Annotated in this window: 27 protein-coding genes and 1 pseudogene; 15 read left to right on the top strand and 13 right to left on the bottom strand. The window is 56.6% G+C overall.

The genetic code is table 11. The annotated features are described in order from the left end of the window. Window positions 1-174: 174 nt before the first annotated feature. The 6 genes from RMO51_RS13975 (at window position 175) to RMO51_RS13950 (ending at window position 4418) form a co-directional block, all read left to right on the top strand. Window positions 175-1512, top strand: a complete 1338-nt coding sequence (locus RMO51_RS13975; protein ID WP_310395586.1) for an amidohydrolase family protein — start codon at window positions 175-177, stop codon at window positions 1510-1512. Between the two features lie 53 nt (window positions 1513-1565). Further along, window positions 1566-2117, top strand: a complete 552-nt coding sequence (locus tag RMO51_RS13970; RefSeq protein ID WP_310395584.1) for a carboxymuconolactone decarboxylase family protein — start codon at window positions 1566-1568, stop codon at window positions 2115-2117. Between the two features lie 10 nt (window positions 2118-2127). After that, window positions 2128-2490 carry a hypothetical protein gene (locus tag RMO51_RS13965; RefSeq protein WP_310395583.1) on the top strand — a complete coding sequence of 121 codons (363 nt, stop codon included), beginning with the start codon at window positions 2128-2130 and terminating at the stop codon, window positions 2488-2490. 46 nt (window positions 2491-2536) lie between these two features. After that, on the top strand, window positions 2537-3451 hold the full coding sequence (locus tag RMO51_RS13960; RefSeq protein WP_310395581.1) for an SDR family oxidoreductase: 915 nt from the start codon (window positions 2537-2539) through the stop codon (window positions 3449-3451). Between the two features lie 244 nt (window positions 3452-3695). Continuing rightward, complete coding sequence (locus tag RMO51_RS13955; protein ID WP_310395580.1) at window positions 3696-4031, top strand: cupin domain-containing protein; 336 nt, start codon at window positions 3696-3698, stop codon at window positions 4029-4031. Between the two features lie 105 nt (window positions 4032-4136). After that, the gene (locus tag RMO51_RS13950; RefSeq protein ID WP_310395578.1) at window positions 4137-4418 is read left to right on the top strand and encodes a hypothetical protein; all 282 of its coding nucleotides are present in this window, start codon (window positions 4137-4139) and stop codon (window positions 4416-4418) included. A 150-nt stretch (window positions 4419-4568) separates the two neighbouring features. Here the strand turns inward: RMO51_RS13950 and RMO51_RS13945 are convergent, their stop codons facing one another. The 3 genes from RMO51_RS13945 to RMO51_RS13935 form a co-directional block, all read right to left on the bottom strand. Further along, window positions 4569-6962 (bottom strand): ABC transporter permease, encoded by a 2394-nt coding sequence (locus tag RMO51_RS13945; protein WP_310395576.1) that lies wholly within the window; start codon window positions 6960-6962, stop codon window positions 4569-4571. Further along, a complete protein-coding gene (locus RMO51_RS13940) occupies window positions 6959-7705 on the bottom strand; it encodes an ABC transporter ATP-binding protein (protein ID WP_310395574.1) in 747 nt (248 codons plus the stop codon). Before RMO51_RS13940 ends, RMO51_RS13945 begins: the two co-directional genes overlap by 4 nt. Before the next feature lie 103 nt (window positions 7706-7808). Beyond that, window positions 7809-8690 (bottom strand): helix-turn-helix domain-containing protein, encoded by an 882-nt coding sequence (locus tag RMO51_RS13935; RefSeq protein WP_310395572.1) that lies wholly within the window; start codon window positions 8688-8690, stop codon window positions 7809-7811. Between the two features lie 175 nt (window positions 8691-8865). Here RMO51_RS13935 and RMO51_RS13930 point away from each other — a divergent pair, with 175 nt between their 5' ends. Next, window positions 8866-9639, top strand: coding sequence for a helix-turn-helix domain-containing protein (locus RMO51_RS13930; protein ID WP_310395570.1), 774 nt, complete (start codon window positions 8866-8868; stop codon window positions 9637-9639). A 114-nt stretch (window positions 9640-9753) separates the two neighbouring features. Here RMO51_RS13930 and RMO51_RS13925 read toward each other — a convergent pair whose 3' ends face one another. Genes RMO51_RS13925 through RMO51_RS13910 form a run of 4 tightly spaced genes read right to left on the bottom strand, consistent with a single transcriptional unit; the run spans window position 9754 to window position 11520 of the window. Continuing rightward, the gene (locus RMO51_RS13925; RefSeq protein WP_310395569.1) at window positions 9754-10332 is read right to left on the bottom strand and encodes a DUF1801 domain-containing protein; all 579 of its coding nucleotides are present in this window, start codon (window positions 10330-10332) and stop codon (window positions 9754-9756) included. Further along, a complete protein-coding gene (locus RMO51_RS13920; RefSeq protein WP_310395567.1) occupies window positions 10329-10724 on the bottom strand; it encodes a DoxX family protein in 396 nt (131 codons plus the stop codon). The genes RMO51_RS13925 and RMO51_RS13920 overlap by 4 nt, the downstream gene beginning before the upstream one ends. Before the next feature lie 6 nt (window positions 10725-10730). Further along, a complete protein-coding gene (locus tag RMO51_RS13915; protein WP_310395565.1) occupies window positions 10731-11198 on the bottom strand; it encodes an SRPBCC domain-containing protein in 468 nt (155 codons plus the stop codon). Window position 11199: 1 nt separating this feature from the next. Further along, window positions 11200-11520: a metalloregulator ArsR/SmtB family transcription factor gene (locus RMO51_RS13910; protein ID WP_310395563.1), complete on the bottom strand. Its 321-nt coding sequence runs from the start codon at window positions 11518-11520 to the stop codon at window positions 11200-11202. A gap of 227 nt (window positions 11521-11747) precedes the next feature. Here RMO51_RS13910 and RMO51_RS13905 point away from each other — a divergent pair, with 227 nt between their 5' ends. The 4 genes and pseudogenes from RMO51_RS13905 to RMO51_RS13890 all read left to right on the top strand — a co-directional run. Continuing rightward, window positions 11748-12167 (top strand): antibiotic biosynthesis monooxygenase, encoded by a 420-nt coding sequence (locus tag RMO51_RS13905; protein ID WP_310395560.1) that lies wholly within the window; start codon window positions 11748-11750, stop codon window positions 12165-12167. Window positions 12168-12242: 75 nt separating this feature from the next. Next, window positions 12243-12893, top strand: a complete 651-nt coding sequence (locus tag RMO51_RS13900; RefSeq protein ID WP_310395558.1) for an NAD(P)H-binding protein — start codon at window positions 12243-12245, stop codon at window positions 12891-12893. 177 nt (window positions 12894-13070) lie between these two features. Next, window positions 13071-13544 (top strand): DoxX family protein, encoded by a 474-nt coding sequence (locus tag RMO51_RS13895; protein WP_310395557.1) that lies wholly within the window; start codon window positions 13071-13073, stop codon window positions 13542-13544. Window positions 13545-13920: 376 nt separating this feature from the next. After that, a pseudogene (locus tag RMO51_RS13890) lies at window positions 13921-14067 on the top strand (ATP-dependent Clp protease proteolytic subunit); the annotation flags it as partial. A gap of 343 nt (window positions 14068-14410) precedes the next feature. Here RMO51_RS13890 and RMO51_RS13885 read toward each other — a convergent pair. After that, the gene (locus RMO51_RS13885) at window positions 14411-15361 is read right to left on the bottom strand and encodes an acetylornithine carbamoyltransferase (RefSeq protein ID WP_310395555.1); all 951 of its coding nucleotides are present in this window, start codon (window positions 15359-15361) and stop codon (window positions 14411-14413) included. Window positions 15362-15484: 123 nt separating this feature from the next. Here RMO51_RS13885 and RMO51_RS13880 point away from each other — a divergent pair, with 123 nt between their 5' ends. Together RMO51_RS13880 and RMO51_RS13875 are read left to right on the top strand one after the other, a co-directional pair. Continuing rightward, entirely contained in the window at window positions 15485-16087 is a 603-nt protein-coding gene (locus RMO51_RS13880) for a Uma2 family endonuclease (protein WP_310395553.1), read from the top strand. A gap of 31 nt (window positions 16088-16118) precedes the next feature. Next, window positions 16119-16490 (top strand): hypothetical protein, encoded by a 372-nt coding sequence (locus RMO51_RS13875; RefSeq protein ID WP_310395551.1) that lies wholly within the window; start codon window positions 16119-16121, stop codon window positions 16488-16490. Between the two features lie 65 nt (window positions 16491-16555). Here RMO51_RS13875 and RMO51_RS13870 read toward each other — a convergent pair whose 3' ends face one another. Beyond that, on the bottom strand, window positions 16556-16789 hold the full coding sequence (locus RMO51_RS13870) for a hypothetical protein (protein ID WP_310395549.1): 234 nt from the start codon (window positions 16787-16789) through the stop codon (window positions 16556-16558). Between the two features lie 149 nt (window positions 16790-16938). Between RMO51_RS13870 and RMO51_RS13865 the strand changes: the two genes are divergently transcribed. Together RMO51_RS13865 and RMO51_RS13860 are read left to right on the top strand one after the other, a co-directional pair. Then, a complete protein-coding gene (locus RMO51_RS13865; RefSeq protein WP_310395547.1) occupies window positions 16939-17259 on the top strand; it encodes a hypothetical protein in 321 nt (106 codons plus the stop codon). A gap of 204 nt (window positions 17260-17463) precedes the next feature. After that, window positions 17464-18207, top strand: a complete 744-nt coding sequence (locus RMO51_RS13860) for a hypothetical protein (protein WP_310395544.1) — start codon at window positions 17464-17466, stop codon at window positions 18205-18207. Window positions 18208-18275: 68 nt separating this feature from the next. On the opposite strand, the gene carB is transcribed toward RMO51_RS13860, so the two are convergent. From carB to RMO51_RS13840, 4 genes are all read right to left on the bottom strand, one after another. Then, window positions 18276-21521, bottom strand: a complete 3246-nt coding sequence (gene carB, locus RMO51_RS13855; protein WP_310395543.1) for a carbamoyl-phosphate synthase (glutamine-hydrolyzing) large subunit — start codon at window positions 21519-21521, stop codon at window positions 18276-18278. 24 nt (window positions 21522-21545) lie between these two features. Then, window positions 21546-22343 (bottom strand): hypothetical protein, encoded by a 798-nt coding sequence (locus RMO51_RS13850; protein ID WP_310395541.1) that lies wholly within the window; start codon window positions 22341-22343, stop codon window positions 21546-21548. A 40-nt stretch (window positions 22344-22383) separates the two neighbouring features. After that, complete coding sequence (gene carA, locus RMO51_RS13845; protein WP_310395539.1) at window positions 22384-23460, bottom strand: glutamine-hydrolyzing carbamoyl-phosphate synthase small subunit; 1077 nt, start codon at window positions 23458-23460, stop codon at window positions 22384-22386. Window positions 23461-23574: 114 nt separating this feature from the next. Beyond that, window positions 23575-24744 (bottom strand): aminotransferase class III-fold pyridoxal phosphate-dependent enzyme, encoded by a 1170-nt coding sequence (locus RMO51_RS13840; RefSeq protein ID WP_310395537.1) that lies wholly within the window; start codon window positions 24742-24744, stop codon window positions 23575-23577. Between the last annotated feature and the right edge of the window lie 107 nt (window positions 24745-24851).

Raw genomic sequence — 24851 nt, 5'->3', positions numbered from 1 at the left:
GCAGACTGTGGCGAAACGCACTGCGATACGGCTAGGCGAAAATACCAAACAAGAATAGCAGTAGCAGCGCCAACGGCAGATTAGCTGAATCAACGATCAAGCAAAACCATACCACGTTGAACATCACTGGGGCTTCTGCAGAAGCAGCCTTGCAAAGCCGATTACCCAAACCCTATGCCCACACCATTCATGAAACCGCTACACCTAAGAGCAGTCTTGCTTGCCTTACTCTTAATTGGGAGTATTTCAATTGCTTCTTCACAAGCCAAGATTAAAAAGTATTCTTTGATTATTTCCAACGTTTCCATCATTCCCATTTATAAAGACACAATAATTCGCTCTATTGATTTATATATAATCGGTGGAAAAATAGAGAAAATAGAAAAACATGATAGAAACGCTGAGTTCAAGTTATTATCAGATATCATAATCAATGGTTCAGGGAAATATTTAATGCCAAGCTTGATTGATTGTCACGTACATTATGGCGGTAACCGGTCATTGTTTGGGCTGTATGATAGTCTTTATCTCAAATATGGTGTTACAAAAGTACTCGCCTTAAATGGTACTGACAGCCTCCTAGAGCACAGAAAACGGAAAAATAATAAATCACTATATGGACCCGATATTTATTGTTCAAGTCCTAGAAATAATGACTCATTAATGACGGCTGTTCAGGCTGACAGCATAATGAAAGACTACAAATTAAAAGGGTATGAGTTTATTAAAGTGTATTCTGACCTATCTAAATCTGCATTCAATGAATTTAGTGAAAAAGCCAAAAGTTTCAATCTACGTGTTCTAGGTCACATACCTCAAAAAGTTGGAACGTATGCAACACTAAAAAGCAACGTGGAGTTGATTGTTCATGCCGAGGAATTTTTATATAATCCCCCCATAAATTATTTTATGGGGGAAATTACACACCCTGTTAAACCAAATGAACAATATATTGACCAAGTAGCGGACTCAGTCTTTAAATACAAAAAATTAGTTTCTCCTACATTAATTGCCTTTAAATCAATTTTAGAGTCAGCTATAGACATACAAAAATATACTAATTCAGTTCCTTTGCGGCCAACTCACCCGATAGCAACTCATTGGGACTGGTCGCCAACAAAGAGCTTTGTCCCTAAAAAGTTTAATAAAACTATAGCAATCAATCGTTTACAGTACGGATATGACTACCAATTGAAGCTGGTTAAAGCACTAGATAGTAAAGGGATAGTGATTTTAGCAGGAACAGATGCTCCTACCATACCAGGATTAGTGCCAGGGTATTCACTCCATCAAGAATTGCAGCTTTTGAGCGAGGCAGGTATGCCAAATTACGAAATTTTAAAGTCTGCAACGTTGAACGCTGCACAGTTCTTGAATATCTCTAACGTTTTTGGCACAATTGAGGTCGGCAAAGAAGCCTCCTTTATTTTACTTTCAAAAAACCCATTGACTAACATAAAAAATACACTTTCTATTAAAAAAATAGTGCTTAATGGAAAGGAATACAAATAGTTGTCAAGCAGAATCAACTCCTGGACGTTACGCAAGTTGAATCAACCGCCGCTATGCCTCGCCTCACCGCCATCGACCGTCCTTCCTCGCTGCTGCTCAGGGCCCTGAACTGGTACTCCCGCCGCAAATTCGGCAAGGTGCTGGCCCCGTTCCGCTACATTTACCCGCGTAGCACTCCGGTGATGTCAGTATCATTGAAGATGCTGTCGGCTGAGCGCAAGCTGAAGCTGCCAGCCGTCACCCGGGTGCTGATTCGCTACTACGTCTCGCACCTCAACCACTGCGCCTTTTGCAGCAACGCCCAGGAGTACGCGGCGCAGGAGGAAAACCTGGAGCTGGCCAAGCTGCGCGACCTGTTCAACTTCCGCCAGAGCCTCCGCTTCTCCGCCGCCGAAAAAGCGCTGCTGGCCTACTTGGAGGAAGTTACGCTCACCAAAACCGCTTCCGACGATGTTTTCGCGGAGCTGCAGCGTCATTATTCCGAGCGCGACATCGTGGAAATTACCTGGCTCAACGCCTCGGAAAACTACTTTAACCTGTTGGCCAAGCCCCTGGGGCTTACTTCCGATGAGTTGACCCTCAATCAGCCCAATATATTTGCTTAATCCCAGCCGCATGCCGTACACGTTCTGGGAAAAGGTGATGCTCCAACACGCCTATGTCCCCAAGCTGGTGGCGGACTGCCTGGGCATCCTGCTGGGGGCGTTATTGCTGTGGACCAATCATCCGTTATGGGCAGCCGCAGCCGTCTTTGGCCTGTCGTTTCTAGGCAGCTTCCTGGCTCGAAACCAGGACCTGCCCCAGTTGTCAACAACCCCTCTCGGCCGCTGGATGTTGGAACAAGCCAAACCCGTGAACTTGCTGGTTCGCACGGTGGGGGCCCTCGTTTTGAGCTACGGCATCTGGAGCCATCGGATGGGCTACCTGATTCTGGGAATGGGACTTATCGTGCTGGCCCGGCAAATCCGCCTGAAATGATTCAGGGCTGGGATGGCTCTTGCCGAAAATTTCACTTCACCTTCCCATGCAGCAACCATTAGTCGGCAAAGTGGCCCTCGTGGCTGGCGCCACCCGCGGGGCCGGGCGGGGCATTGCCGTAGAACTCGGGGCCGCCGGGGCCACCGTGTACGTCACCGGCCGCAGCACCCGCGCCCAACGTTCCGAATACAACCGGCCCGAAACGATAGAGGAAACCGCCGAGCTGGTCACCCAGGCGGGCGGCCAGGGCCGGGCCGTCGCCGTCGACCACCTGAAGCCGGCGCAGGTGCAAGCCTTGGTGCTGCAAATCGAGCGGGAAGCCGGCCGCCTCGACGTGCTCGTCAACGACATCTGGGGCGGGGAGCTGCTCACGGAGTGGAACACGCCGGTGTGGGAGCACTCGTTGGAAAACGGCTTGCGACTGCTCCGCCTGGCCATCGACACCCATTTGATTACCAGCCACTACGCGCTGCCGCTGCTCATCCGGCAGGCCGGCGGGCTGGTGGTGGAGATGACCGACGGCACCGAGGAGTACAACCGCACAACTTACCGGCTTTCCACCTTCTACGACTTGGCCAAAACCTCGGTCACGCGGCTGGCGTGGGCCCAGGCGCAGGAGTTGCACCCTCACGGCAGCACGGCCGTGTCGCTCACGCCGGGCTGGCTGCGCTCGGAAATGATGCTGGACCACTATGGCGTGCGCGAAGAAAACTGGCAGGATGCCGCCTCCCAGGAGCCGCACTTCGTCATCTCGGAAACGCCTCGCTTCGTGGGGCGGGCCGTCGCGGCCCTGGCCGCCGACGCCAACCGGCACCGCTGGAACGGGGCGTCATTATCGAGTGGGCAGCTGGCGCAGGTGTACGGCTTCACCGACGTTGACGGGTCGCGCCCCGACTGCTGGCGCTACCTGCAAGAAGTGCAGGACGCGGGAAAGCCCGCCGACGCCACCGGCTACCGTTGAAAGCTGCCCGCCAATTGCTGCGTTAACCAAGTCTGCACCATCTGCCCTACTGGCTTACCACCTCGGAGTCGGACTGCCACAGGGTAGGTGTGAATAAAGTCTTTAGATGTTAAAGTGAGCAACCCCCACAACCTACGCTGGGGTCATGAGGCCAATAGTTTCGCCGCCTCATTGCCAGCTGCTACCTCGCTTCAAAACAACCCATTTAATTTTCGTTGTTTGTCGGTCAAATTTTATACTAAGTATGTCACTGTTCCCGCTCACAGTAATTGATGTAGCCCAAGAAATTCAGGAAATACATGACTACAAAAATATTCCTCTTTCCCTGATAAATGACCACGTGGTGCGGCTCAGCATCATGACGGAGCCCTTTTATTGGCATTATCATCCCAACAGTGATGAAATATTTTTAGTGATGGAAGGCGTTCTGTGTATTGACCTGGAAGAGCGGACGGTGGAGCTAACGCCCGGACAACTGTTTACCATTCCAGCGAATGTCAGGCACCGTACCCGGCCCCTGGGAAGCCGGTCGGTTAACCTAACTTTTGAATTGGCAGATATGGAAACCATCAAAGTGTAGCAAACGAAAATTGGTTTCCGTGGGTCCTTTAGCTGTTACGAGTGCATCATGAACCTAGCCTGCTATCCACCCAGCCCACCGCTACAGCCCTACGTCCGTTGCTTCATGCTGCTTGACAGCCAGGGTGCGACGCAAAACCAAGTGCTGCCTAATACTTCACTGGTGTTGGCGTTGCAATACCGGGGCCGCGTGCATAACGTCCGAGACGGCGTGTTACAGGATATACCGCCTGCAGCCCTCACCGGCATAAGCCACGCGCCGCGCCCAGTGGCCCACGCCAAAGGTGACCGGTCATTATTTGACTGGGCAAAAACCAATGTCCTGACGACGGACGCACTGCGTGGAAACGCGGCCGGCACGGCCAAGCTGCTGGAAACCTACCAGTGATTTGACGTAGTGGCTGACCAAGCAATGGTTCCAGCGTAGGGCTTCTAAGGACAAACCGTTGACTGAGGTGACATTGGCGCAGGTGAAGCTTTAAAACCGGCCTTTTCAGAATACCACGGCCGGTAGGGAAACACCTTGGTTAAGCCCCACTTATTCGTAACTCAACGCGGCCCGCACCGAGCGCCGCACGGCCTGCCGGGCGGGGGCCAGGGTCGCCACTGCGGCAAAAAAGGTTACCAGTCCCAGCCACAGCACCCACGGTCCGAGGTGGAGCGTCAGGGTTAGGGGGGTGCGGAACGCCATGGTGCCAATCATTCGGCACAGAAGAGCGGCCATCGGCACGGCCAGGGCCAGGGCCACGAAACAACTGGCCCCGGCAATGAGCAGCCCTTCGAACAGAACCAACTGCCGCACGGTGCGGGGGGAAGCGCCCAGTGTGCGCATCACCCCAAACTCGCGTGTCCGCTCCACTACGCCGGTGCTCATGGTGGCGGCCAGTCCAAGCAAGCCCACGACGGCCATCAGCGCCGCCATAAAAAGCAGGGCTCCCACAAAAATGTAGATGTGGTCGGAAACGGCCGAACGGTAGTCAGCCGTCGCCCAGCGCCGCCAAATGCCGTGGCCGGCTCGCTGCAAAGCCGTTTCGAGGCTGGCTGCTGCTGCCGGGGTAGCCGCCAAGCGCAGTACGTTGGCGGTGTTTGGCCGCACCGCCAGTCGGCGCAATCCCGCCGCCGTGAGGTAGAGGCTGGCCGGGGTCGCGACTTCGCGTGCTAGCCCCACTACTTGGCAGCCGCGCAGGGGGCCGCCTTCAGCGGCTAGCCACACGGTGCTGCCCAGACGGGTGCCAGCCGGCGCTTGGGCCAACGCCGCCGGATTGAGCACCACGGCCGTAGTGTCCGTGGGCACGAGCCAGCGGCCTTCGGCGAGGGTCATGTCGAGTAAGCGGGAGCCGGACGGGGCTACCACAACGTAGAGGCTACCGTGGCGCTGGTCGGCGTAGGTGCTGGCTACTACGAATGGCTGGCCTGGCTGGCCGAATACCGCGGGTCGTAGGTTCCAGGCTTCGGCGGTGCGCACCCCGGATTGGGCGCGGGCCAGGCGCAGCAGCGAATCCGTGGCGACGGGCCGGCTCACCCACACTTCCTGGTTGTAACGGCGGCGGGCAAACGCATCGTTGATGGTGCGGGTCCAGGAGTTAAGTAGCGTCAGGGCCGTGAGAAACATGGCCCCAGCAGCCGAGAGCAGGCCCAAGGTCAGGAGCAGCCGGCGGCGCTGGCGTAAGGCGTTTTGCAGCGACACCAGCAGCGGACGGCTTATCCCCGGCAATTGGCCCAAGGCTTGGTCCACGCGACCCCGCTGAGCGGCAGTTGGGGCGGCGCCGAAGTCAGCCAACGCGCTGCGGACGCTTAAACGGGTTGCCCGTCTGACTGGCCCCCAGGCCAAAGCCAAGGGCACGAGAAACCCCACAAACGCCACCGCGCCCAACACGGGGAGGGGTACGGCGCGGCTCACTACCGTGAAGTTGAGCATGTCGGCCATGCGCTCCGCCACCAGCCGGCCCAAACCCAGGCCCGGTCCCACGCCCAGGCCCACGGCCACCACGCTTAGTGACCCTACCAACGTCAGGTACAGGCCGGCCAGTTGCGGCGTGGTCGCGCCCAGGGTTTTCATCACCCCTATTTGCCGAGTCTGGCCGGCTAAAAGCCCGTTCAGCAGCGTGGAAACCAGTACCCCGCTCAGGACCATGGTCAACAGGCTGAATACCAATAGCAAAGCTAGAATGCCCTCCATTATGAGCTGGTGCGAGTGGGTGCCCGGTGGGGGTACCTGCACCTGGTCGACCACTACGCCCCGGCGGGCCAACTGCTGGGCTACGTTCTGTGCCACTGCCCGCAGCAGGACCGCGTCGGCATAAGGGGCAGGGGCGGCCAGCAAGCGTAGCGCGTCGTCGGGCGCGGGCAGGTGCAACGTGGCCAGGGTGCGTGGCGTGATAAACCCGTACCCGGTTTTCTCCATCGTGGCGGGCGGCAAGGAACGGTCATGCACTGTTCCGCTGACCAGCAACACCGGGCGACGGCCGTCGGGCAGCAGCAGGACGACGGTTTTTGTGTTGCCCAGCAACGCGCCGCTCGTCCGCTCCAGCAGCACGGTGCCTTCCCCTGGGGTCACGGGTCCGGCCAGGTGTTCCACGGTGCCAATCTGAGCCCGTCGAAAGTCCGGCACGACGAACAGCAGCATACTCTGCCACGACCCGTCGGCGGTACGGGCGCGCACTTCCACCGTCTGCCGGATTTCGGCCGCTGCCACGTCGGGCCGCCGCCGAATTTCGGCCAACAGCACCGGCGGCACCCCATGCGTAATGATGGTAGCCGAGGCCGGCCTGGTGCTGCGGTAGTTGGTTTGAATTTCGCGCCGCAGGATGCTAAAGGCCGTGAGCACGGCCGTCATGCCGAACACGCTCACCGCAACGGCCACTACCATCATCGCGAGGCGGCCCCGGTACTGCCCGGCGTCGCGCCGCAGCTTTTGCCAGCGCGGGCTCACGGCTGGGCGGGGTGGAAGGTGGACGCGGGTGCTGCCAGCAACTGCCCGTCGGCCAACTCGACGGCGCGGGTGTGCCAGCGGCTCAAGTCCCGCTCGTGAGTCACCATTACCAAGGTCTTGCCCCCGGATACCAGTTGTTGGAACACGCCCAGCACTTCTTCGGCAGTCCGGGTGTCAAGGTTGCCGGTCGGCTCGTCGGCGACTAGTAGAGGCGGGTCATTGGCCAGGGCCCGGGCAATGGCGGCCCGCTGCTGCTGCCCGCCCGAGAGGGCTGCCGGCAGCTTGTCGGCCTGGTCGGCAATGCCCATCTGGGCCAGTAGGGCCAAGGCCCGTGGCCGTCGCTCGGCACGGGGGTACGTGTTGCAGAAATCCATCGGCAGCATCACATTTTCAGCAATGGTGAGCGTGGGCAGCAGCTGAAAAAACTGAAACACCACCCCCACGGTACGCCCGCGCCACCTGGCCAACTCGTGTTCCGACAACTGGTGCACTGCCACCCCGCCCACCAGCACCTGTCCGGCGGTCGGCTTATCCAGGCCGGCCAGCAAATTGAGCAAGGTGCTTTTGCCGCTGCCAGACTTGCCCACTACCGTCACAAACTCGCCCGCGTCGATGGCGAGCGATACGTCATACAGGGCGGGGTGGGCATCAACTGCTCCTTCGTAGGTTTTGCTGACGCCGCACAATTCAATAAACGGGCTGCGCGTAGATAATTGATTAGCCAAAAAAGGGGCGTGATTCATGCTGCAAACCTACCGGCTCGCCCGGGCGTGCCCGTCGCCATTCTTGCTGCTTGCTTTGCGATTCTTGCGGCATTGCGCCAAGCCCAGTCCGGCACCGCCGTGGTTAGCGCGCCCGCAGCGGCACCCAGAACTCCCGCTCCCGCGCTTCGTAGTCGGCCGCGTTTGGCACCCCCGCGAACCGCTCGAAGCAGCAAAAGGCCTTCACGACGTAGCTGCTTTCCAATAGCCAGCCCTGGTGAAACACCAGGGCTGCCCGCACCAAGTCCGTTGTGCCGCCGCGTAACGCAAATACGGCGTACTTGCCCCCCTCGATAGTGAAGCGGGGAATGCGCGTGGGCAAGCGTGCGCCCGGCGGTACGCGCAGCGCGGCCCGGTAGCGGCACTGGTGCGGGGCCGTGTGCAAAGGAAAGTCATAGAGCACGCCGTAGGCAGGCGGGTTTTCACTTTCCAGAGAATCATAAGCCTCCAACTGGTTTCTCAGCCGCCCAAATTGGGCCACGAGCTGCCCAACGGGCACCAGCGTCGTGGGGACGTAAGCTACCGTTATCGGGTCAAGATGCTGAACCCGCACGGCCGCCAGCAGCGCCGCTTCCGTTGCCGACCAGGGCGCGCTGGGCAACCCCCCGGCTGGGTACACTGCCCGCGAAGCGAGGTGGGCTACCGCCTCCAGCGGCCGGGCCCGGTGGGCAGTAGCGCTGCACCCGTAATGCCGCTGGAACGCCCGGGCAAACACCGCCGCCGACGAGAAGCCGCAGTCAAACGCTATTTCCTGCACGGCCAGGTCAGGACGCAGGTGCAGCAAGTGGGCCGCGGTTTCCAGCCGTAGGCGCTCCAGATAAGTGCGTGGCGACTCACCGGTCTGCTCCTTGAACACCCGTTGCAAATGAAACGGCGAAAGCCCGGACTCGCGGGCTAGCAGCTCCAGGGTCTGCTCTTGCTGCCAGTGTGCTTCGATGTGTTGCCGTGCTTTTTCAACAGGAGTCATGCTGAAAGATACTACGCCCGCCGCTTCACGGTTCGTCATTCCTTCGGCCCGAATGATACTCGATTTAAAGCAAACTCGCGCCTGCACTATTGATTTTGAAGTAATCCAAGCTTAGGTTTAAGTTGTGCGCGAAGCAAGCGAAGTATCGGGCAAGTTACCTTTTGGAAGTAAAACGATGAAGATTGAACGCCATTTGCCCCCGGCCTTCCTACGGCCGTACGTCCGGGCGTTGCTGCTGATTGAGAGCGACGCCGAAGCCCAAAACCTCGTGCTGCCCGACACCTCCCTGGTGCTGGCTGTGCAGTACCGGGGGCGGGTTCTTTGCACTCAAAACGGCGTTGCCCGCGCCGCCCCTGCCGCCGCCCTCACGGGCCTGAGCAACGCGCCCCGGCAGTTGACCTACGCGCCGGGCACCTCGACCTTGCTGGTCCAGTTCAAGGAAATGGGGGCCGCGTTCTTTTTTCCGCTGCCGCTCCACGAGTTGTTCGGTCACAGCCTGCCGTTGGACCAGCTGCTGCCCCCGGCGCAGGTGCGGGAGCTGGGCGAGCGAGTGGCGGCCGCTCCCTCCACCCAACTGCGTTTGGCCGTGGTGGCCCATTTTCTCCTGGCGAGGCTGCGCCCATCCCCGCCCGATGTCCCCATCCGTCAAGCAGTGCAGGCAATCCGGGCCTCCGGGGGCACGCTCCCCATTCACGCGGTTGCGGCCGGCCTCGCCCTGAGCCGCGACCCGTTCGAAAAGCACTTTCGCCGACTGGTGGGCACCTCGCCGAAACAGTTTGCCGCCATCGTGCGCCTGCGGGGCGTCTTGGCCCACCGCCCGGTCGCCCGCAGCCTCACCGAGCTGGCCCACGCGGCCGGTTACTTTGACCAGGCCCATTTTAATAAAGACTTCAAGGCCTTCACCGGTCAAGCCCCCACAGCTTTTTTCGCGGGTGGCGCCTACTGGTAAAATCAAGGCTTTTGTGCACGCGCGGCGGCCGCGACGCCGGAAACTTTACCGCATGAAATCGGATTCATTGGCTCCGCCTGCGCGCCGCGGTGCAGGTAGGGCGTCGTAGAGACCCTAATCGTTCAAGCCCTTGCCGCTCATAATTTGCGGCATCCATTTTTCAACCCTTGCCTGCCTGGTTGCGGACTGCTTGGGTTGCGCGAAATGAAGCAGGTAGGCTCGTTGACGGCCCGGGGTTAAGGCATTAAAAGCGGTTTTCAAGCCTTCATTCCCCGCTAGCTTGTCTTGCAACTCGGTCGGAATGCCAAAGTCGGCCGTCTTCTTCAACTCCACTTTCAGGCCGGCTTTTTCCGCTTCAATGGCTTCCTGAAGATAGGCTTTCACGGCAGGCTCCAACTTGGCTACTTCACCCACGGAGCGGAAGCGAATTTGGCGGGCGGCCTGCACCTGCTCCGTTTGCTGGACTAGGATACCTTGGGAGTCCTTCAGCAAAGCGCCTTTGAAGAACAACAGCGCGCAGTAGTCCTTGAATGTGTGCAGTAAGACGATATTGCAGTTCTCAAACGTGTAGCAAGGAACCCCCCATTTCAGTTCTTCGGTGAGTCCGCGAGCCAGCACCATCGTTCTCAGGTGTTCCAGCTCTTCCCGCCACTGCCGGGCTTTGTGGAAGTAAAAGTCTACTTTGGGGTTCATGCGGTTTCCTTGCTAAGGCGTGAATGAATTTTTCTATCCAGGGGCCGGAAATACCAGGAGGTCACAATCAGCACCAGCAACACCACCGCGGGCGCAACGGCCTTTCCGGAGTCGCCCGCTGCCAGATGCGAAAAGGCCGCGCCCGACATGACAAAGAAAAACCCGGCGTAAGCCCATTCTTTGGCCAGCAGCAGGCCCGGAATCAGGATGGCCACCACTCCCACTATTTTCCAGACCCCGATGATGTTCAGAAAATAGGCCGGATAGCCTAAATGCGTGATGATGTCGACGTAGCCTTTGGTATGCGACAGCTGCGCAACGCCCTGGGCCACCATGCCAAAAGCCAGGAAGCCGGTGCTGAGCCAATAAACTATCGTATGTCTGCTGGTCATGGCGTATTATTTTAAATTACTCATGAGGTTTTGCAGCCGGGTATGCGCACCATTGATGCCTTGCGCAAAATGCATCTGGAGGAGTTGGTCCCGGGTTGCGGTTGATTCGTACACAACCTGCATTGAGAGGTAACTGGAACTGGAAGTGCGCTGCTCGAATTTCAAAATCTCCAGTTGGACGCCAAAAGGCGTGTTTTCCATCTCAAAAGTCCGGGTGATTTTCTGGGTTGGGTCGAACTCATGGATTACCCCGCTTGCGCGGAACACCACTTTCCCCTGGGCATCGGTGGTTTCGAACTGGTAGCTGCCGTGCTTTCTGCTTTCCAGCCTGAGCACCTTGGTCCCCATCCATTGCGCAACCAGGTCGGGCTCGGCATAGGCTTTGAAGAGTAATTCCACGGGCAAGTCAAACTCCCTGGTAATTACGATTTCCTGCTTGCCTTCTTCGGCTTTGATGTTCGTTTTCTGTTCCATGTTATTGGGTTTGGTGTGCTTTAAGTATCGTTTCCAGCTTGTCGAACCGCTCTTCCCAGAGTTTGCGGAACGGTTCGATGAATTCGGCTATTTCCTTCATTTTGGCAGGATTTAACTGATAGTGGATTTCGCGGCCGAGCTGCCTTTGGTCCAGCAACTCGCACTCGGTTAGGATTTGCAAGTGCCTGGAAACCGTTGGCCGGGCGGTGTCGAAGTTGGCGGCTATCGCGCCCGCCGTCATTGATTGTGAGGCAACTAAGAGCAAAATCGCCCGTCGGGTCGGGTCCGCCAGAGCTTGGAATACGTCTCGTCGTAGATTCATCGTGAAGTCATGTGGCTACAAATATATGCGTAGTCATTTGACTTCGCAACCTTTTTAACATTATTTTATTGAAAAGCAGCGTTGAGTAGCTGCCGCCCTCGGATTCTTTGTGGTACCCCCTAACCTGCCGGTCAAAGCGGCTGGGGTTGTACTCTAAAAATCAGTGATTTTTTACAAGCGCGACGGCTACAGCACCGGGAGCTTTGCATCAAAAAACGATGCCCAACATGCGCAAATTATTACTGACCCTCACGCTGGCCCTGCCTGCTTTACCCGCCGTGGCACAATCGGCGCGCGGCGCAGCGCCCACCACTCCCCGCACGGCCATGAAAAACGTCCTCATTGACCGGTTTACCGTGCCGGTTGCCGCCGCCGCCGAATTCGTGCCCCGCCTGAAACTTGCCGGCCAGCAGTTGCGCACTCAACCCGGGCTGGTGCGCTACGCGGTGTATGAGTCCGCCGCCGCCGCCGATGGCCAGCGCGTGTTTGTCACGGTGGCCGTGTGGGCCAGCGAACAAGCGATTCAGCAGGCCAAAGCCGCGATGCAGGCCGCTCACCAGCAGGCGGGCGGCACTCCCGCCGAGCTATATGCCCGGCTGCACATCACGCTGGAACGCGGCAGCTATTCAGAAATTGAATGGCCGTAGTGCGAAAGCTTACCGGCTTGTTTCATGGTGCGCCCGATACACCCAGCTTTCCCGTATCATTTTTCTCCGTTTATTATGGCCACCGCGAAAAGCATAATAGTGTTTGGGGCCACCGGCGGCACTGGGCGGCAAGTGGTAGCGCAAGCCCTGCGGACCGGGCTCCGGGTGACGGCCGTTGTGCGAAACCCCGCCGCTTTTTCACTCCAGCATCCGTCCCTGACCATCGTGGAAGGCGACGTGCTGGCGCCGCTGACTTTCGAAGGGGCCTTGCCGGGCCACGATGCCGTGCTGTCCTGCCTGGGTACTCAACAGCGCGTGGCCACCACCGTGTATTCACAGGGCACCTGTAACATCATGGCTGCAATGCACCGGGCCGGCGTAAAGCGCTTGTTGTGCCTGTCGGCGGGGGCGGTTGAGGTGCCGCCGCTGCGGGCTTCCTGGCTCATCCGGCTGGTTACCCGCTACGTCTTGCAAAAAGTATTTCGGCACCTCTACGCCGACATGCTGCGCATGGAAGCCCTGCTGCAGGGGGAGATGAACCTGAACTGGACCATCATCCGTCCGCCTCGCCTCGTGACGGGACCCCGCACCGGCCGCTACCGTGTTGCCGTCAACCAGCCCCTGCGCCAGCCAAACAAGATTTCCCGCGCCGACCTGGCTGATTACATGGTGCAGCACCTGGATGATGCCCACACCTACCGGGCCACGGTGGAGCTTGCTTACTGACTGCCTGCGCCAGCGTAGGGGAGCGCCCAGGAGTTACTCCCAAGCAACGGCTTCGCGCGCAATGGCCAGTTGCTTGCTTGCTGGACGTTGGTTGAAGCCCCGTAAAAAAAGCTGACCCGACGTGTCCAATTCGGCGGAAGTCAAGCATTATCGTAGCACACCGAGACAAAGCTACCCATGACAACCATCCGCCACTCTCCTGAAAACCGCCGCCCTTTTTGGTATTGGCTGACCACGGGCCTGCTCGCGTTTGGCATGCTGGCCGGGGGCGTTGGCCAGCTCTTGCAGTTGAAATTTAACGCCGATGGCGTGACGCACCTGGGGTATCCGCTTTACCTGTTGTACATCTTGGGCACCTGGAAAATCATTGGGGTGATTGCCCTGCTCGTGCCTGGTTACTTGCTGGTAAAAGAATGGACCTATGCGGGTTTCTTCTTTCTGCTCACGGGAGCCGTCACGTCGCATATCGTTTCCGGCGATGGAGTAAGTGCCTACGTCTTTCCGCTCCTTTTCGCGCTGCTGACCGTGCTGTCCTGGTACCTGCGGCCCGCCAACCGGCGGCTGGTTGCCCCGCCGCAACCCGAAAGCCGAATGCCACAGCCAGCAAACAGCTTGCCGCCTGCGCTGAGCGCCTCAGCTGCCCAAGGCTAATAGATGCGGCTTCCGGGGCACGGCGTGTGGTGACTTGGAGGTAGGTTCGGGGCACCTGTATCAGCACAGGCTATGGTGGCTAACAGGCTCCCACGTAGCTGGGGTAGATTGCGAAGCCATTTGCATTAGCTGCTGCGCGGTCTGAACGGGGTAGCGACGCGTCCGCGCGTCTTCTTGTCCGCGCTGCAGCCCCGGGTTTCGTTCCACGACCAGACGCGCAGCCGCCCCACGGCGTTGCGCAGCCACAGCAGGCCACTAACCCAGGCGGGTGCCTGCCCAAACGGTGCCCGGGCCACCGCCGTAGCGGAATGAACGGCGGGCAGCCCCAGCCCGCCGACGTCCCCAAGTAGCTGGTGCAAATGCTACTTGACCCAGAATTAGCTGCCGACGCGGCTGCGCCGAAATCGACGTGTTTTCGCGTCTTATCATGGCCCGAATCGTCTTCCTCGGCGCGGCCGTTGACGACGAGATAGCCAACGTGCTGACGGCGCAGATGCTGTTTCTGGAATCGGTGGATGCCAAGCTAAGCACACCGGCCAAACCTGTGAACAAATTCATTAGGATTTCGACCGCGACCATTGGTTACGCGCGGACGAAGGCCGTTGGAGTTAGCCTGCCGAGCCAATGGAACAGGGTAGCGACGCCTCTAGGCGTCTCTTCGTTGAACTATTTCAGCTTACTGGGAGACGCCCGGAGGCGTCGCAACCCCGTTCTGGGGACCTAAAGCAATTCTCAGGTTCGTGTGTTGGTTATCCGACTCCCCTCTCCGCGGGAGAGGGGCCGGGGGGTGAGGTTTCCCGGCCACGCCATGTACACGAACCTGAAAACGGCTGTAAGAACTCACGCAAACAGCTTTTTAAGAAAAATTACTGCCCCCGCAGCAGCTCGTGCAGCACGGCTTGCATCGCAAATACCCGGTTGCCAGCTTGCTGCACAATCAGTGAGCCAGGCGCGTCCAGCACGGCGTCGGACACCTCCACGTTGCGGCGCACCGGCAGGCAGTGCAGGAACCGGGCGTTGTGGGTGCGGGCCATGTGCTCGGGGGTGAGCATCCAGGCAGGGTCGTTCTGGAGGACCTGGCCGTAGTTCAGGTAGCTGCTCCAGTTTTTGGCCTGCACGTAGTCGGCGCCGAGCAGGGCCTTGTGTTGGTCGTATTCAATGCGGGCGCCTTTGGTGAATTTGGGGTCCAGCTCGTAGCCCTCGGGGTGGGTGATGACGAAGTCGACCCAGTCAATTTCCGAAAACCAGTCGCAGAACGAGTTGGGCACGCACTGGGGCAGGGCGCGCACGTGCGGGGCCCAGGTGAGCACCACTTTCACGCGCGCCTTCGGCTTGGTTTCGGCCACCGTGATGAGGTCGGCGAACGACTGCAAGGGGTGCAAGGTGGCGCTTTCCAGGCTGATGACGGGTACGGTGGCGTATTGCAGAATCTTGGTGAACACGACTTCGCCGTAGTCCTCGTCCCGTTCCTTGAGCGTAGGGAAGGTGCGCACGCCCAGCACGTCGCAGTACTGGCTCATTACCGCAATGGCGTCCTTGATGTGCTCCTGGGGGCCGCCGTTCATCACCGCGCCGTCGGCCATTTCCAGGGTCCAGGAGTCGGCCCCAGCGTTGAGCACCCACGCCTGAGTCCCCAGGTTGTACGCTGCCTTCAGCGAACTAAGCCGCGTGCGCAGGCTGGGGTTGAAAAAGATGAGTCCGACGGTTTTGTTGCGCCCGATGTGCTGGTAACCGTAGGGTTTGGCCTTGATTTCCAGGGCTTGCTGCAACAGAGCTTTGTAGTCGCCCGAGTCAGCGAAGGAGGTGAAGTTTTTCATGGGTTGGAATTATTGCACAAGAACGCCATAGCGGGGAAAGAAAGTCGAATTTCCCGACCTGTTTGGGGCGTTCGAAGTGGCAACAATGTATATTTGAACAAGCCCCTTCATTATTTCGCAGCTATGACTTTCGCCGACATTGATAATATGATAGTGTTGCACGGCCCCATTCTGGCCCGGCTCACGGATGAGGAGTTTTTTGACCTGTGCCAGCATAACCCCACCCTCCGCCTAGAACGCAACGCTGACCACGAAATCATCTTCATGCCCCCCGCCGGAGCCGAATCCAGCCGCAAATGCGGCGAAGTTCTTTTCCAACTGACACTCTGGAACCGTCAGCACCAAACCGGCTACGTGTTCGAGTCATCGGCCGGTTTCACGCTGCCCGACGACTCTGTGCGCTCACCCGATGCTTCGTGGGTGCCCAAGGCTACTTACGATGCCCTGACCGAGGAGCAGCGTACTCGCTTCGCGCCAGTGTGCCCCACGTTTGTAGTTGAAGTCCGCTTGCCTTCGGATGGACTGGCCCCACTACGCCGTAAAATGGAAACCTACCTGGCCAACGGCGTCGAAGTCGGCTTCCTGCTCGACCCCACCAACGAAACCGCCACCGTCTACCGGCGCGGCCAGGAACCCGAAGAAATCAGCAGCTTCGACGCGACGCTGAGCGCGGCGCCGGCGTTGCCTGGTTTTGAATTGGACTTGCGGCCGCTGCGGCGGGGGTAATCAATAGCTTTGTCAAGCGGATTCGCAAACAATGAAAAAGACTATTGAAAATAGACTTCGTAAAGCGCTGGTTGCAAATGCAGACATGAGTTACGCACTCTACAAACACGAATTGGAAGAGCACATCGACTATTGGAGGGCCGGGATGCGCCGGGATGGGGACGAGTTTTTATTCGTGGTAACTGAAAATGGTGGGGCTGTGGCCATGCTGCTGATGACCAACAAAGACGAGGCATTCATAAACGAGCTGGCCCGCGAGCAACTACAGTTGCTCTGGAAATCCGAGGGAGTGTATGCCAACAACATGAAGCTGATGATACCGCTTATGGCCGAGCAGTTGGAAGCGGGCGAGTTGGCGGTGACTGGCGTGAAGACCGAACAGCATCCGCTACAAGTACGCTGAGCTCGCGCCGGTTAAAAACTAAAAAATAAGGAACTGAACCCTGAGGCCCGGCCCTTGCCAACCCGTTAGCTTACCTGGGAGTCGGCGCCGGCGTTGAGCACCCAGGCTTGCGCGCCCAGGTTGTAGGCCGCCTTCACCGAGCTGAGCCGGGTGCGCAGGCTGGGGTTGAAGAAGATGAGGCCGATGGTTTTGTTGCGCCCGATGTGCTGGTAGCCGTAGGGGTTGGCCTTAATTTCCAGGGCTTGCTGCAACAGGGCTTTGTAGTCGCCCGCATCGGCGAAGGAGGTGAAGTTTTTCATGTGGGTTGTTTTACGAAGAACATATTTTTGCCATACCTTGGTCGCACTTATCTCGCTCAATAGAACGAATAAAAAGCAACAGTGCGCAACTATCAGTTAAGTTGCAGTAATAACTCAAACCACTAAACATCAAGTTTTTTCACAATAACATGGGACAAGCAAAACAACAACTGATGGATAAAGCAGCAAATGACGAGCTTATCGATTTCCTTAAATTGCTTTTAGATAGGGAAGAATTATCAGGAGCTTTGAATGGAATTGCAAAGCAGGTCGTCACAAAAGGTGCTGAATCTATGACAGATACCCAGCGTAGCGTTGTTGAAGGTTATCTAGAATCATACAAATCAAAGCATGAATGCGAAGTGTGCTCAAACGATAATGTGTCAAGTCTGACTGATTACATTGAAATTGCTGATGAAGGAGTATGCCCAACCTGTCAATATGTAAAAGAAAAGTACATGAATGAATAAGATGTACTTGTAGTTTGGTGTGCATCACTCTTGTGGAAACCTTAATACCTGAATTGATATGGCATATTTAACAAAATCCAACGCTAATAAGATAATCGGTAGTGTTGATTTGAAAACTGCAAGATTTTCAGGTATGTTATATGATAGACCAATCTATTTTTTTAATCAAACTGAAACTTTTTTAATCAAACTGAAACAAATAGATTGCTCGCCTTTTATAACTTCTACAAAAACCCTGATATTTTTCTGGAAAAGTATCAAAAAATAGAGCCAAAAGATACTTATCAATTTGTATATGAAGGTGGAACGCCAGCATATCACAAGGATAGTTCTTGTGAGAAGATTAGCTCTTCTTTTCAAAACATAAAAATTCCAGAAGAAATACAGGAGGGAGGGCCGGATGCAGTAGCTGAATTTAGAAAATGGTTTAAAAGACCGGATGAAAATAAGCTATACTACGGAAACCATGAGGCTTTTGTAGAGCGAATGAATTTAAAGTTCAAAGGCTTGCTTCCAAGTAATCCTGAGCAGATAAGTTATAAAAATAGTGGTCAAGAGTATATGGAGAATGTAGATTTAGACGAATTAAAGCTTCGAATTGATAGTATTCTCGATGCCGTTTCTCAATTTATCTCGAATAGTGATGAGATAGTTCGTAAAATAATTGTTAAGTACGATAAACACACTTATTTTGCTAACAAGGATTTGCCTTTCCCAACTGTGAATTCGCCTTTTACGAAAGATATTCCTATTTTTGATAAAAATATTGGAATGAGTGAAGAAGAATTACGTGCTTTTTTGAAGGATTTTGAAGTGAGGTTTAAGCTTCCTGTCGCTAACAACTTGAAGACTTATTATCGTATTAAGTTTAATCCCGAATTAGAATTTGAAGGTAAGCTTTTGGAACAACTTGGCTTCAGAAAATGCTCATTTTGCTTTGCTGAATAATGTGTCACTGGTACAGTTAGTTGACAATTATCTTGAAAGCGCGGGCTCAGTGAGTCCGCGCTTTTGATTTACATCGCCTTATATTCGTTCCAACTCTTAATCTTCAAATCCTTTATCTCCAGCGTGCAAAACGCCTGAATAAACGCCTTTGCCAGCCGCGCGTTCGTCAGCAAACCAACCCCAAAATCCACGGCGGTACGGCGGATTTTATAGTCGTTGTCCAGTTCACCTTTCGACAGGTTTTTGGGGATATTAATTACGAGGTCAATTTTCTTCTCTTTTAAATAAGTCAGCACGTTCGGCTCCATCACATCGTCGGGCCAGAAGAGGAGGCTGCTGGGGATGCTGTTTTCGGCGAAGAAGCGGTGCGTGCCTTGGGTGGCGTAAATCTGGTAGCCTTTTTTCACGAGCAGCTCGGAGGCCGAGAGCAGGGCCACTTTCGACTTGATGGGGCCGCCGGAAATGAGCACCGATTTTTGTGGGATTTTGTAGCCTACGCTCAGCATAGCTTTCAGCAGGGCTTCCTCGGCGGTATCGCCCAGGCAGCCTACTTCGCCGGTGCTCACCATGTCCACGCGCAGTACCGGGTCGGCGCCGGGCAGGCGGGTGAAGGAGAACTGCGGAGCCTTCACGCCCACGAAGGGCAGGTCGTAGACCCGCTCGCTTTCGTCGCGCTCTACGGGGCGGCCCAGCAGGATTTGCGTGGCCTTTCGAATTAGGTTGTTGCCCGAGATTTTCGATACAAAAGGGTAGCTGCGCGAGGCGCGCAAGTTACACTCAATCACGCGGATGGCGCCGTCTTTTTCCAGGAACTGAATGTTGAACGGGCCGCTGATTTCGTAGCGCCGGGCAATCTTCTCGGCAATGATTTTGAGCTTGCGGATGGTGCCCACGTACACCTGCTGCGGCGGGTAGTACATGGTGGCGTCGCCGGAGTGTACGCCGGCAAATTCCACGTGCTCGGAAATGGCGTAGCTAACGATTTCGCCGTGGTCGGCCACCGCGTCCAGCTCAATTTCCTTGGCTTCCTGGATGAATTCGGACACAACCACCGGGTATTCGGCGCTTACTTCCTTAGCGGCTTTCAGGAATTCTTCCAGCTCGAAGTTGTTGGAAACCACGTTCATGGCCGCGCCCGATAGCACGTAGCTCGGCCGGATGAGCACCGGAAAACCGACTTCCTGCACGAATTCCTGCATGGCTCCGAGCGAGGTCAGCTCCTTCCAGCGCGGCTGGGCAATGCCCAGCTCGTCCATGATGCGGCTGAACTTGTGGCGGTTCTCGGCCTCGTCGATGCGGGCGGCCGAAGTGCCCAGGATGGGCGCCTGGGCTTCGGCGAGGCGGGTGGCGAGGTTGTTGGGAATCTGGCCGCCGGTGCTCAGAATCACGCCGCCGGGCTGCTCAAAATCCAGGATGTCCATCACCCGCTCAAAGCTCAGCTCCTCGAAATACAGCCGGTCCGATACATCGTAGTCAGTCGAAACGGTTTCGGGGTTGTAGTTGATAATGATGGTTTTGTAGCCCTCGGCCGCCGCCGTTTGCACGGCCTGCACGCCGCACCAGTCAAACTCCACCGACGAACCGATGCGGTACACGCCCGAGCCCAGCACCACCACCGACTGCGCGGTTTCGCGCGCCAAGTCGTTTTCGGTGCCGTGGTAGGTGGTGTAGAGGTAATTGGTTTTGGCGGGGAATTCGGCCGCCAGCGTGTCAATCTGCTTCACCACGGGCAGCACGCCCAGGGCCTTGCGGCGGGCGCGCACCAGCAGCTCGTCGGCTTTGATGTCGCTCCTGGCGTCGCCCTCGCCCAGCAGCTTCACGGCAATCTGCTGGTCCGAGAAACCGGCTTTCTTTACGTCGCGCAGCAGCTTGGTTTCCAGTCCATCAAGACCAGTGGAGCGGCCGGCGGCGAGCTGATTGCCAAGCTCAAAAATGCCGTAGAGACGCTGCAAAAACCAGTGGTCGATGCGCGTCAAATTATGCACCTGCTCCAGCGTGTAGCCGGCCTCGAAGGCGCTGTTGATGGCGAAGATGCGCTCCTCGTTCGGCTCGCTCAGGAGCTGATCGATGGCGGCATTATCCAGGTCCTCCTCGGGCCGGTTGGCTACGAAGCCGCGCTTGCCGGTGTCCAGCATTCGCAGGCCTTTCTGGATGGCTTCCTCGAATGACCGGCCTATCGCCATGACCTCGCCCACGCTCTTCATGGCGCTGCCAATCTGGCGGTTAACGCCCGCGAATTTGCCCAAATCCCAGCGCGGCAGCTTCACCACCACGTAATCGAGCGCCGGCTCGAAGAAGGCCGAAGTCGTCTGCGTGACGCTGTTTTTCAGCTCGGCCAGCGAATAGCCCAGGCTCAGCTTGGCGGCCACAAAGGCCAGCGGGTATCCCGTAGCCTTGGAGGCCAGCGCCGAGGAGCGCGACAGGCGCGCGTTCACCTCAATCACGCGGTAATCTTCCGAAACGGGGTCCAGCGCGTACTGAATGTTGCACTCGCCCACGATGCCCAGGTGCCGAATGGTCTTGATGCCAATGGTGCGCAGCTTGTGGTACTCGCGGTTGCTCAGCGTCTGCGACGGGGCCACCACGATGCTCTCGCCGGTGTGAATACCGATGGGGTCGAAGTTCTCCATGTTGCAGACCGTGATGCAGTTATCATAGGCATCGCGCACCACTTCGTACTCCACTTCCTTCCAGCCCTTCAGCGATTCTTCCACCAGAATCTGGTCGGAAGTGGTGAAGGATTTCTGGGCCAGCGTCCGCAGCTCGTCCAGGTTGTTGGCGAAGCCGCTGCCCAGCCCGCCCAGCGCAAACGCCGCCCGCACGATGATGGGAAAGCCGATTTTCTCGGCCGCCGCCAGCGCGTCATCCATTGTCGTCACGGCCACGCTACGGGCCGAGAGCACGCCAATCTGCTCCAGCTTCTCCTTGAAAATATCCCGGTCCTCGGTGTCGATGATGCTCTGCACGGGCGTGCCCAGCACCTGCACGTTATACTGCTCGAACACGCCGGCGCGGTACAGGGCCACGGCGCAGTTCAGCGCCGTTTGGCCGCCAAAGGCCACCAGAATGCCATCGGGCTGCTCCTTTTTGATGACTTCCTCCACGAAGTAGGGCGTCACGGGCAGGAAGTACACGTCATCGGCCATGTTGTCCGACGTCTGCACGGTGGCAATGTTGGGGTTGATGAGGATGGTGCGGATGCCTTCCTCATTCAGCGCCTTCAGGGCCTGCGAGCCGGAATAATCGAACTCCCCGGCCTCGCCGATTTTGAGCGCGCCGGAACCGAGGATGAGAACTTTGTTGGGTTTGTCCATTAAGTGGAAAATGAGGTCTAATATTTAATTATCATTTTCGGCTCTGAGATTGCACAAAGTTGTCAATATAGGAGTTGCTTCCTCTCTTGACAGCCTAAAGCACATAATCAACTGCTCTTTGATAGTACAAAGCATCGTTAGACTGATTTCGGACAGGCGGTATAATTCGTCATCTAATCCGTTGTTAGTTAGATTTTTACTTATTTTTTGGGCATATGGACCCCCATGTACGAAAGTAGAGAATCTCGAATATTCCGGAAGCATCTTGGTGAAGAAATCAGCCACTGGTTTGTTAGCAAATTCATTGGAAAAGTCTAGATGAAGCTTCTTTATTATCTCCCTGAAACTAAACTTTTTAGTCGCAGCTGATATCTCCCTCTGATTTTCCTTTTCAATTTCAATTGATGGATATTTTTCTAAAATATATTTTAAAACATCTGGTTTAATGTTATTGCCAGATATGATATCTTCAGACTCTAGAGCTCCCATTTGTTCAGCGATAAATTCTGCCACAAATAAGTGCTGCTGATAATGTTCTGAAGCCTCGTCAGATTTATTCTTAACCAGTTCATTCATTAAAATAAATCCTTTGTAAAAGTGCTCAATTAGACTTCGATATAAAATAGAGCAAGCATACAAATTTAATTCATCAACACAGTTAAGAATACCAGTAAAAATGGATTCAAGACTACTGGACAGACTTGTAAAGACTTCTAGCGATATGGGAAATTCAATCTCGCCGCGTTGTTGTAGAATGTCAATAGCCTTGCTCAGATATATGCTGTGAGCTTTGTGCCTTTTACGAATATTGTCAGTTTTCATCCTTTGGAATACATGTAATTAATATGGTTACAGAATGAGTTTAAAAATTACGCTTACACTCCACCACCGCTTTCAAAAAATCATCAAACAGAAACTCTGTATCCTGCGGGCCGCCGGCGGCTTCGGGGTGAAACTGGGTGGAGAAGAACGGCTTGGTTTTGTGCTTGATGCCTTCGCAAGTGCCGTCGTTTAGGTTCTCGAATAGCATCGTCCACTCGGCGGGCAGGGTGGCGGGGTCTACCGCAAAGCCGTGGTTTTGGCTGGTGATGTAGCAGTGCTGGGTGCCGGTGAGCTTCACGGGCTGGTTGTGGCTGCGGTGGCCGTATTTCAACTTGAAGGTGTCGCCGCCCGCCGCCAGGCCCATGAGCTGACTGCCCAGGCAGATGCCGAAAATCGGCTTGTCCTGTTGCAGGGCTTTGTGGAGGTGCTGGATGGTGGCTTCGCACATTTTGGGGTCGCCGGGGCCGTTGCTCAGGAACAGGCCGTCGTAATCCAGAGTCGTGAAATCGTAGTCCCAGGGCACCCGAATCAGCTCCACGTCGCGTTCTAGGAAACAGCGGATGATGTTGGTTTTGGTGCCGCAGTCCACGAGCACGATTTTGTGCTGGCCGCTTCCGTAGTGCTGCACGCCGGCCGGGCTCACCTGCGCCACCAGGTTGTCGAGGTTGGGGTCGTGCAGGGGCACGTCGGTTTCGGCCACGATTTTGCCCAGCAGGGCGCCTTTCTCGCGCAGCTTCTTGGTGAGCATGCGGGTATCGACGCCGCAGATGCCGGGGATGTTGTATTCCTTGAGCCAGTCGCCGAGGCTTTTGGCGGCGTTCCAGTGGCTGTGCTCCTCGGAGTAGTAGTTCACCACCAGCCCGGCAACGTGAATTCTGTCGGATTCGAAAATGGTGGAAATCGACTCGTACAGCTCTTCGCCGGGCACGCCGTAATTACCCACCATGGGGGTGGTGAGCACCAGAATCTGGCCGGCGAAGGACGGGTCGGTGAGGTTTTCGGGGTAGCCGGTCATGGCCGTGCTGAACACTACTTCGCCCGCGGCGGAGGTGAACGCACCGAAGGATTCACCTTGGATTTCGGTGCCGTCTTCGAGGGTTAAGGTTACTTGGTTCATACGATTGGCCTCACCCCCTAGCCCCCTCTCCTTCAGAGAGGGGGGGACTAATCCCTAGTTTTTTAGGCTGGAAATTTCGTTTGGAGGTGATGAGTTGGGAAGGTGAGCTAGGAACTACTTTTCTAGAGCTAGTTCCCCCTCTCTGAAGGAGAGGGGGCTAGGGGGTGAGGCGGCAACCAGCGCCTCCAAGAACCGGTCAACCTCGGCCTTCGTGATGTTCAGCGGCGGCAGCAGTCGGAGCACTGTGGGGTCCGAGGCGTTGCCCACGAAAATGTGGTGTTCGGTCAGCAGCTGGTCGCGCAGGTCCTTGATGGGGAAGTCGTACTTGATGCCCACCATCAGGCCGCGGCCGCGAATTTCTTCGGCGCCGGCGTGGGCCAACAGCTCCGTGCGGAGGTAGTGGCCCAGCTCGGTGGCGTGGGCCAGGAGGTTTTCGTCTTCGATGACTTCGAGCACGGCCAGCGCGGCGGCGCAGGCCAGGTGGTTGCCGCCGAACGTGGTGCCCAGCAAGCCGTAGTAGGCTTGCAGCGCGGGCGCAATCAGGATGCCGCCGATGGGGAAGCCGTTGCCCATGCCCTTGGCCACGGCAATGATATCGGGCCGGATGCCGGCGTGCTGGTGCGCAAAAAACTTGCCGCTGCGGCCGTAGCCACTCTGCACCTCGTCGGCAATCAGGACGACGTTGTGCGCCCCGCAGAGCAGCGAAAGACCCAGCAGGAAATCATCCGAGGGCATGATGATGCCACCCACGCCCTGAATGGGCTCCACGATGACGGCGCAGACGTCGCCGCCATGCAGGATTTTGGCAACCGCCTTCAGGTTGTAATCGACGAAGGAAATGGCGTGACCGGCGTTGAAGGGCGCCACGATTTTCGGGTTGTCCGTAGCCGCTACCGCACCCGAGGTGCGCCCGTGAAACGCGCCCCGAAACGCCACCACGCGGGTTTTGCCGGTGTGGAAGGACGCCAGCTTCAGGGCATTCTCGTTGGCCTCGGCCCCCGAGTTGCACAGAAACAGCGCGTAGTCCTCGTAGCCCGACACCTGGCCCAGCTTGTGCGCCAACTGCGTCTGAATCGGAATCTGCACCGAGTTGGAGTAGAAGCCGATGTTTTGCAGCTGCTCGGTGAGGCGCTGCACGTAGTGCGGGTGGCTGTGGCCAATGGAAATAACGGCGTGGCCGCCGTAGAAATCCAGGTATTCCTGGCCCTGGTCGTCCCACAGCTTGGCGCCGAGGGCCTTTACGGGCGTGATGTTGACGAGGGGATAAACGTTGAAAAGCTCCATGTAAAATAGAGGTTAGATGTTAGCGCTTAGAACTCAGAAAGGAACGTCATGCAGAGCGCGGCGAAGCATCTCGCGTGCATTGCTGAATCAATCGTTACAACGGTTTT

Origin of the sequence: Hymenobacter sp., from assembly GCF_031398885.1 — a bacterium.
Lineage (GTDB): Bacteria > Bacteroidota > Bacteroidia > Cytophagales > Hymenobacteraceae > Hymenobacter.
This window is presented reverse-complemented; position numbering and strand designations above follow the sequence as displayed.

Coding starts and splice junctions, on each gene's coding strand:
- RMO51_RS13925 (WP_310395569.1), bottom strand. CDS start 10,332: ATGAACCCCAAAGTAGACTTTTACTTCCACAAAGCCCGGCAGTGGCGG.
- RMO51_RS13850 (WP_310395541.1), bottom strand. CDS start 22,343: ATGAAAACTGACAATATTCGTAAAAGGCACAAAGCTCACAGCATATAT.
- carB (WP_310395543.1), bottom strand. CDS start 21,521: ATGGACAAACCCAACAAAGTTCTCATCCTCGGTTCCGGCGCGCTCAAA.
- RMO51_RS13975 (WP_310395586.1), top strand. CDS start 175: ATGCCCACACCATTCATGAAACCGCTACACCTAAGAGCAGTCTTGCTT.
- RMO51_RS13865 (WP_310395547.1), top strand. CDS start 16,939: ATGGGACAAGCAAAACAACAACTGATGGATAAAGCAGCAAATGACGAG.
- RMO51_RS13840 (WP_310395537.1), bottom strand. CDS start 24,744: ATGGAGCTTTTCAACGTTTATCCCCTCGTCAACATCACGCCCGTAAAG.
- RMO51_RS13965 (WP_310395583.1), top strand. CDS start 2,128: ATGCCGTACACGTTCTGGGAAAAGGTGATGCTCCAACACGCCTATGTC.
- RMO51_RS13885 (WP_310395555.1), bottom strand. CDS start 15,361: ATGAAAAACTTCACCTCCTTCGCTGACTCGGGCGACTACAAAGCTCTG.
- RMO51_RS13950 (WP_310395578.1), top strand. CDS start 4,137: ATGCTGCTTGACAGCCAGGGTGCGACGCAAAACCAAGTGCTGCCTAAT.
- RMO51_RS13955 (WP_310395580.1), top strand. CDS start 3,696: ATGTCACTGTTCCCGCTCACAGTAATTGATGTAGCCCAAGAAATTCAG.
- RMO51_RS13930 (WP_310395570.1), top strand. CDS start 8,866: ATGAAGATTGAACGCCATTTGCCCCCGGCCTTCCTACGGCCGTACGTC.
- RMO51_RS13940 (WP_310395574.1), bottom strand. CDS start 7,705: ATGAATCACGCCCCTTTTTTGGCTAATCAATTATCTACGCGCAGCCCG.
- RMO51_RS13880 (WP_310395553.1), top strand. CDS start 15,485: ATGACTTTCGCCGACATTGATAATATGATAGTGTTGCACGGCCCCATT.
- RMO51_RS13900 (WP_310395558.1), top strand. CDS start 12,243: ATGGCCACCGCGAAAAGCATAATAGTGTTTGGGGCCACCGGCGGCACT.
- RMO51_RS13905 (WP_310395560.1), top strand. CDS start 11,748: ATGCGCAAATTATTACTGACCCTCACGCTGGCCCTGCCTGCTTTACCC.
- RMO51_RS13910 (WP_310395563.1), bottom strand. CDS start 11,520: ATGAATCTACGACGAGACGTATTCCAAGCTCTGGCGGACCCGACCCGA.
- carA (WP_310395539.1), bottom strand. CDS start 23,460: ATGAACCAAGTAACCTTAACCCTCGAAGACGGCACCGAAATCCAAGGT.
- RMO51_RS13870 (WP_310395549.1), bottom strand. CDS start 16,789: ATGAAAAACTTCACCTCCTTCGCCGATGCGGGCGACTACAAAGCCCTG.
- RMO51_RS13875 (WP_310395551.1), top strand. CDS start 16,119: ATGAAAAAGACTATTGAAAATAGACTTCGTAAAGCGCTGGTTGCAAAT.
- RMO51_RS13970 (WP_310395584.1), top strand. CDS start 1,566: ATGCCTCGCCTCACCGCCATCGACCGTCCTTCCTCGCTGCTGCTCAGG.
- RMO51_RS13920 (WP_310395567.1), bottom strand. CDS start 10,724: ATGACCAGCAGACATACGATAGTTTATTGGCTCAGCACCGGCTTCCTG.
- RMO51_RS13935 (WP_310395572.1), bottom strand. CDS start 8,690: ATGACTCCTGTTGAAAAAGCACGGCAACACATCGAAGCACACTGGCAG.
- RMO51_RS13960 (WP_310395581.1), top strand. CDS start 2,537: ATGCAGCAACCATTAGTCGGCAAAGTGGCCCTCGTGGCTGGCGCCACC.
- RMO51_RS13895 (WP_310395557.1), top strand. CDS start 13,071: ATGACAACCATCCGCCACTCTCCTGAAAACCGCCGCCCTTTTTGGTAT.
- RMO51_RS13915 (WP_310395565.1), bottom strand. CDS start 11,198: ATGGAACAGAAAACGAACATCAAAGCCGAAGAAGGCAAGCAGGAAATC.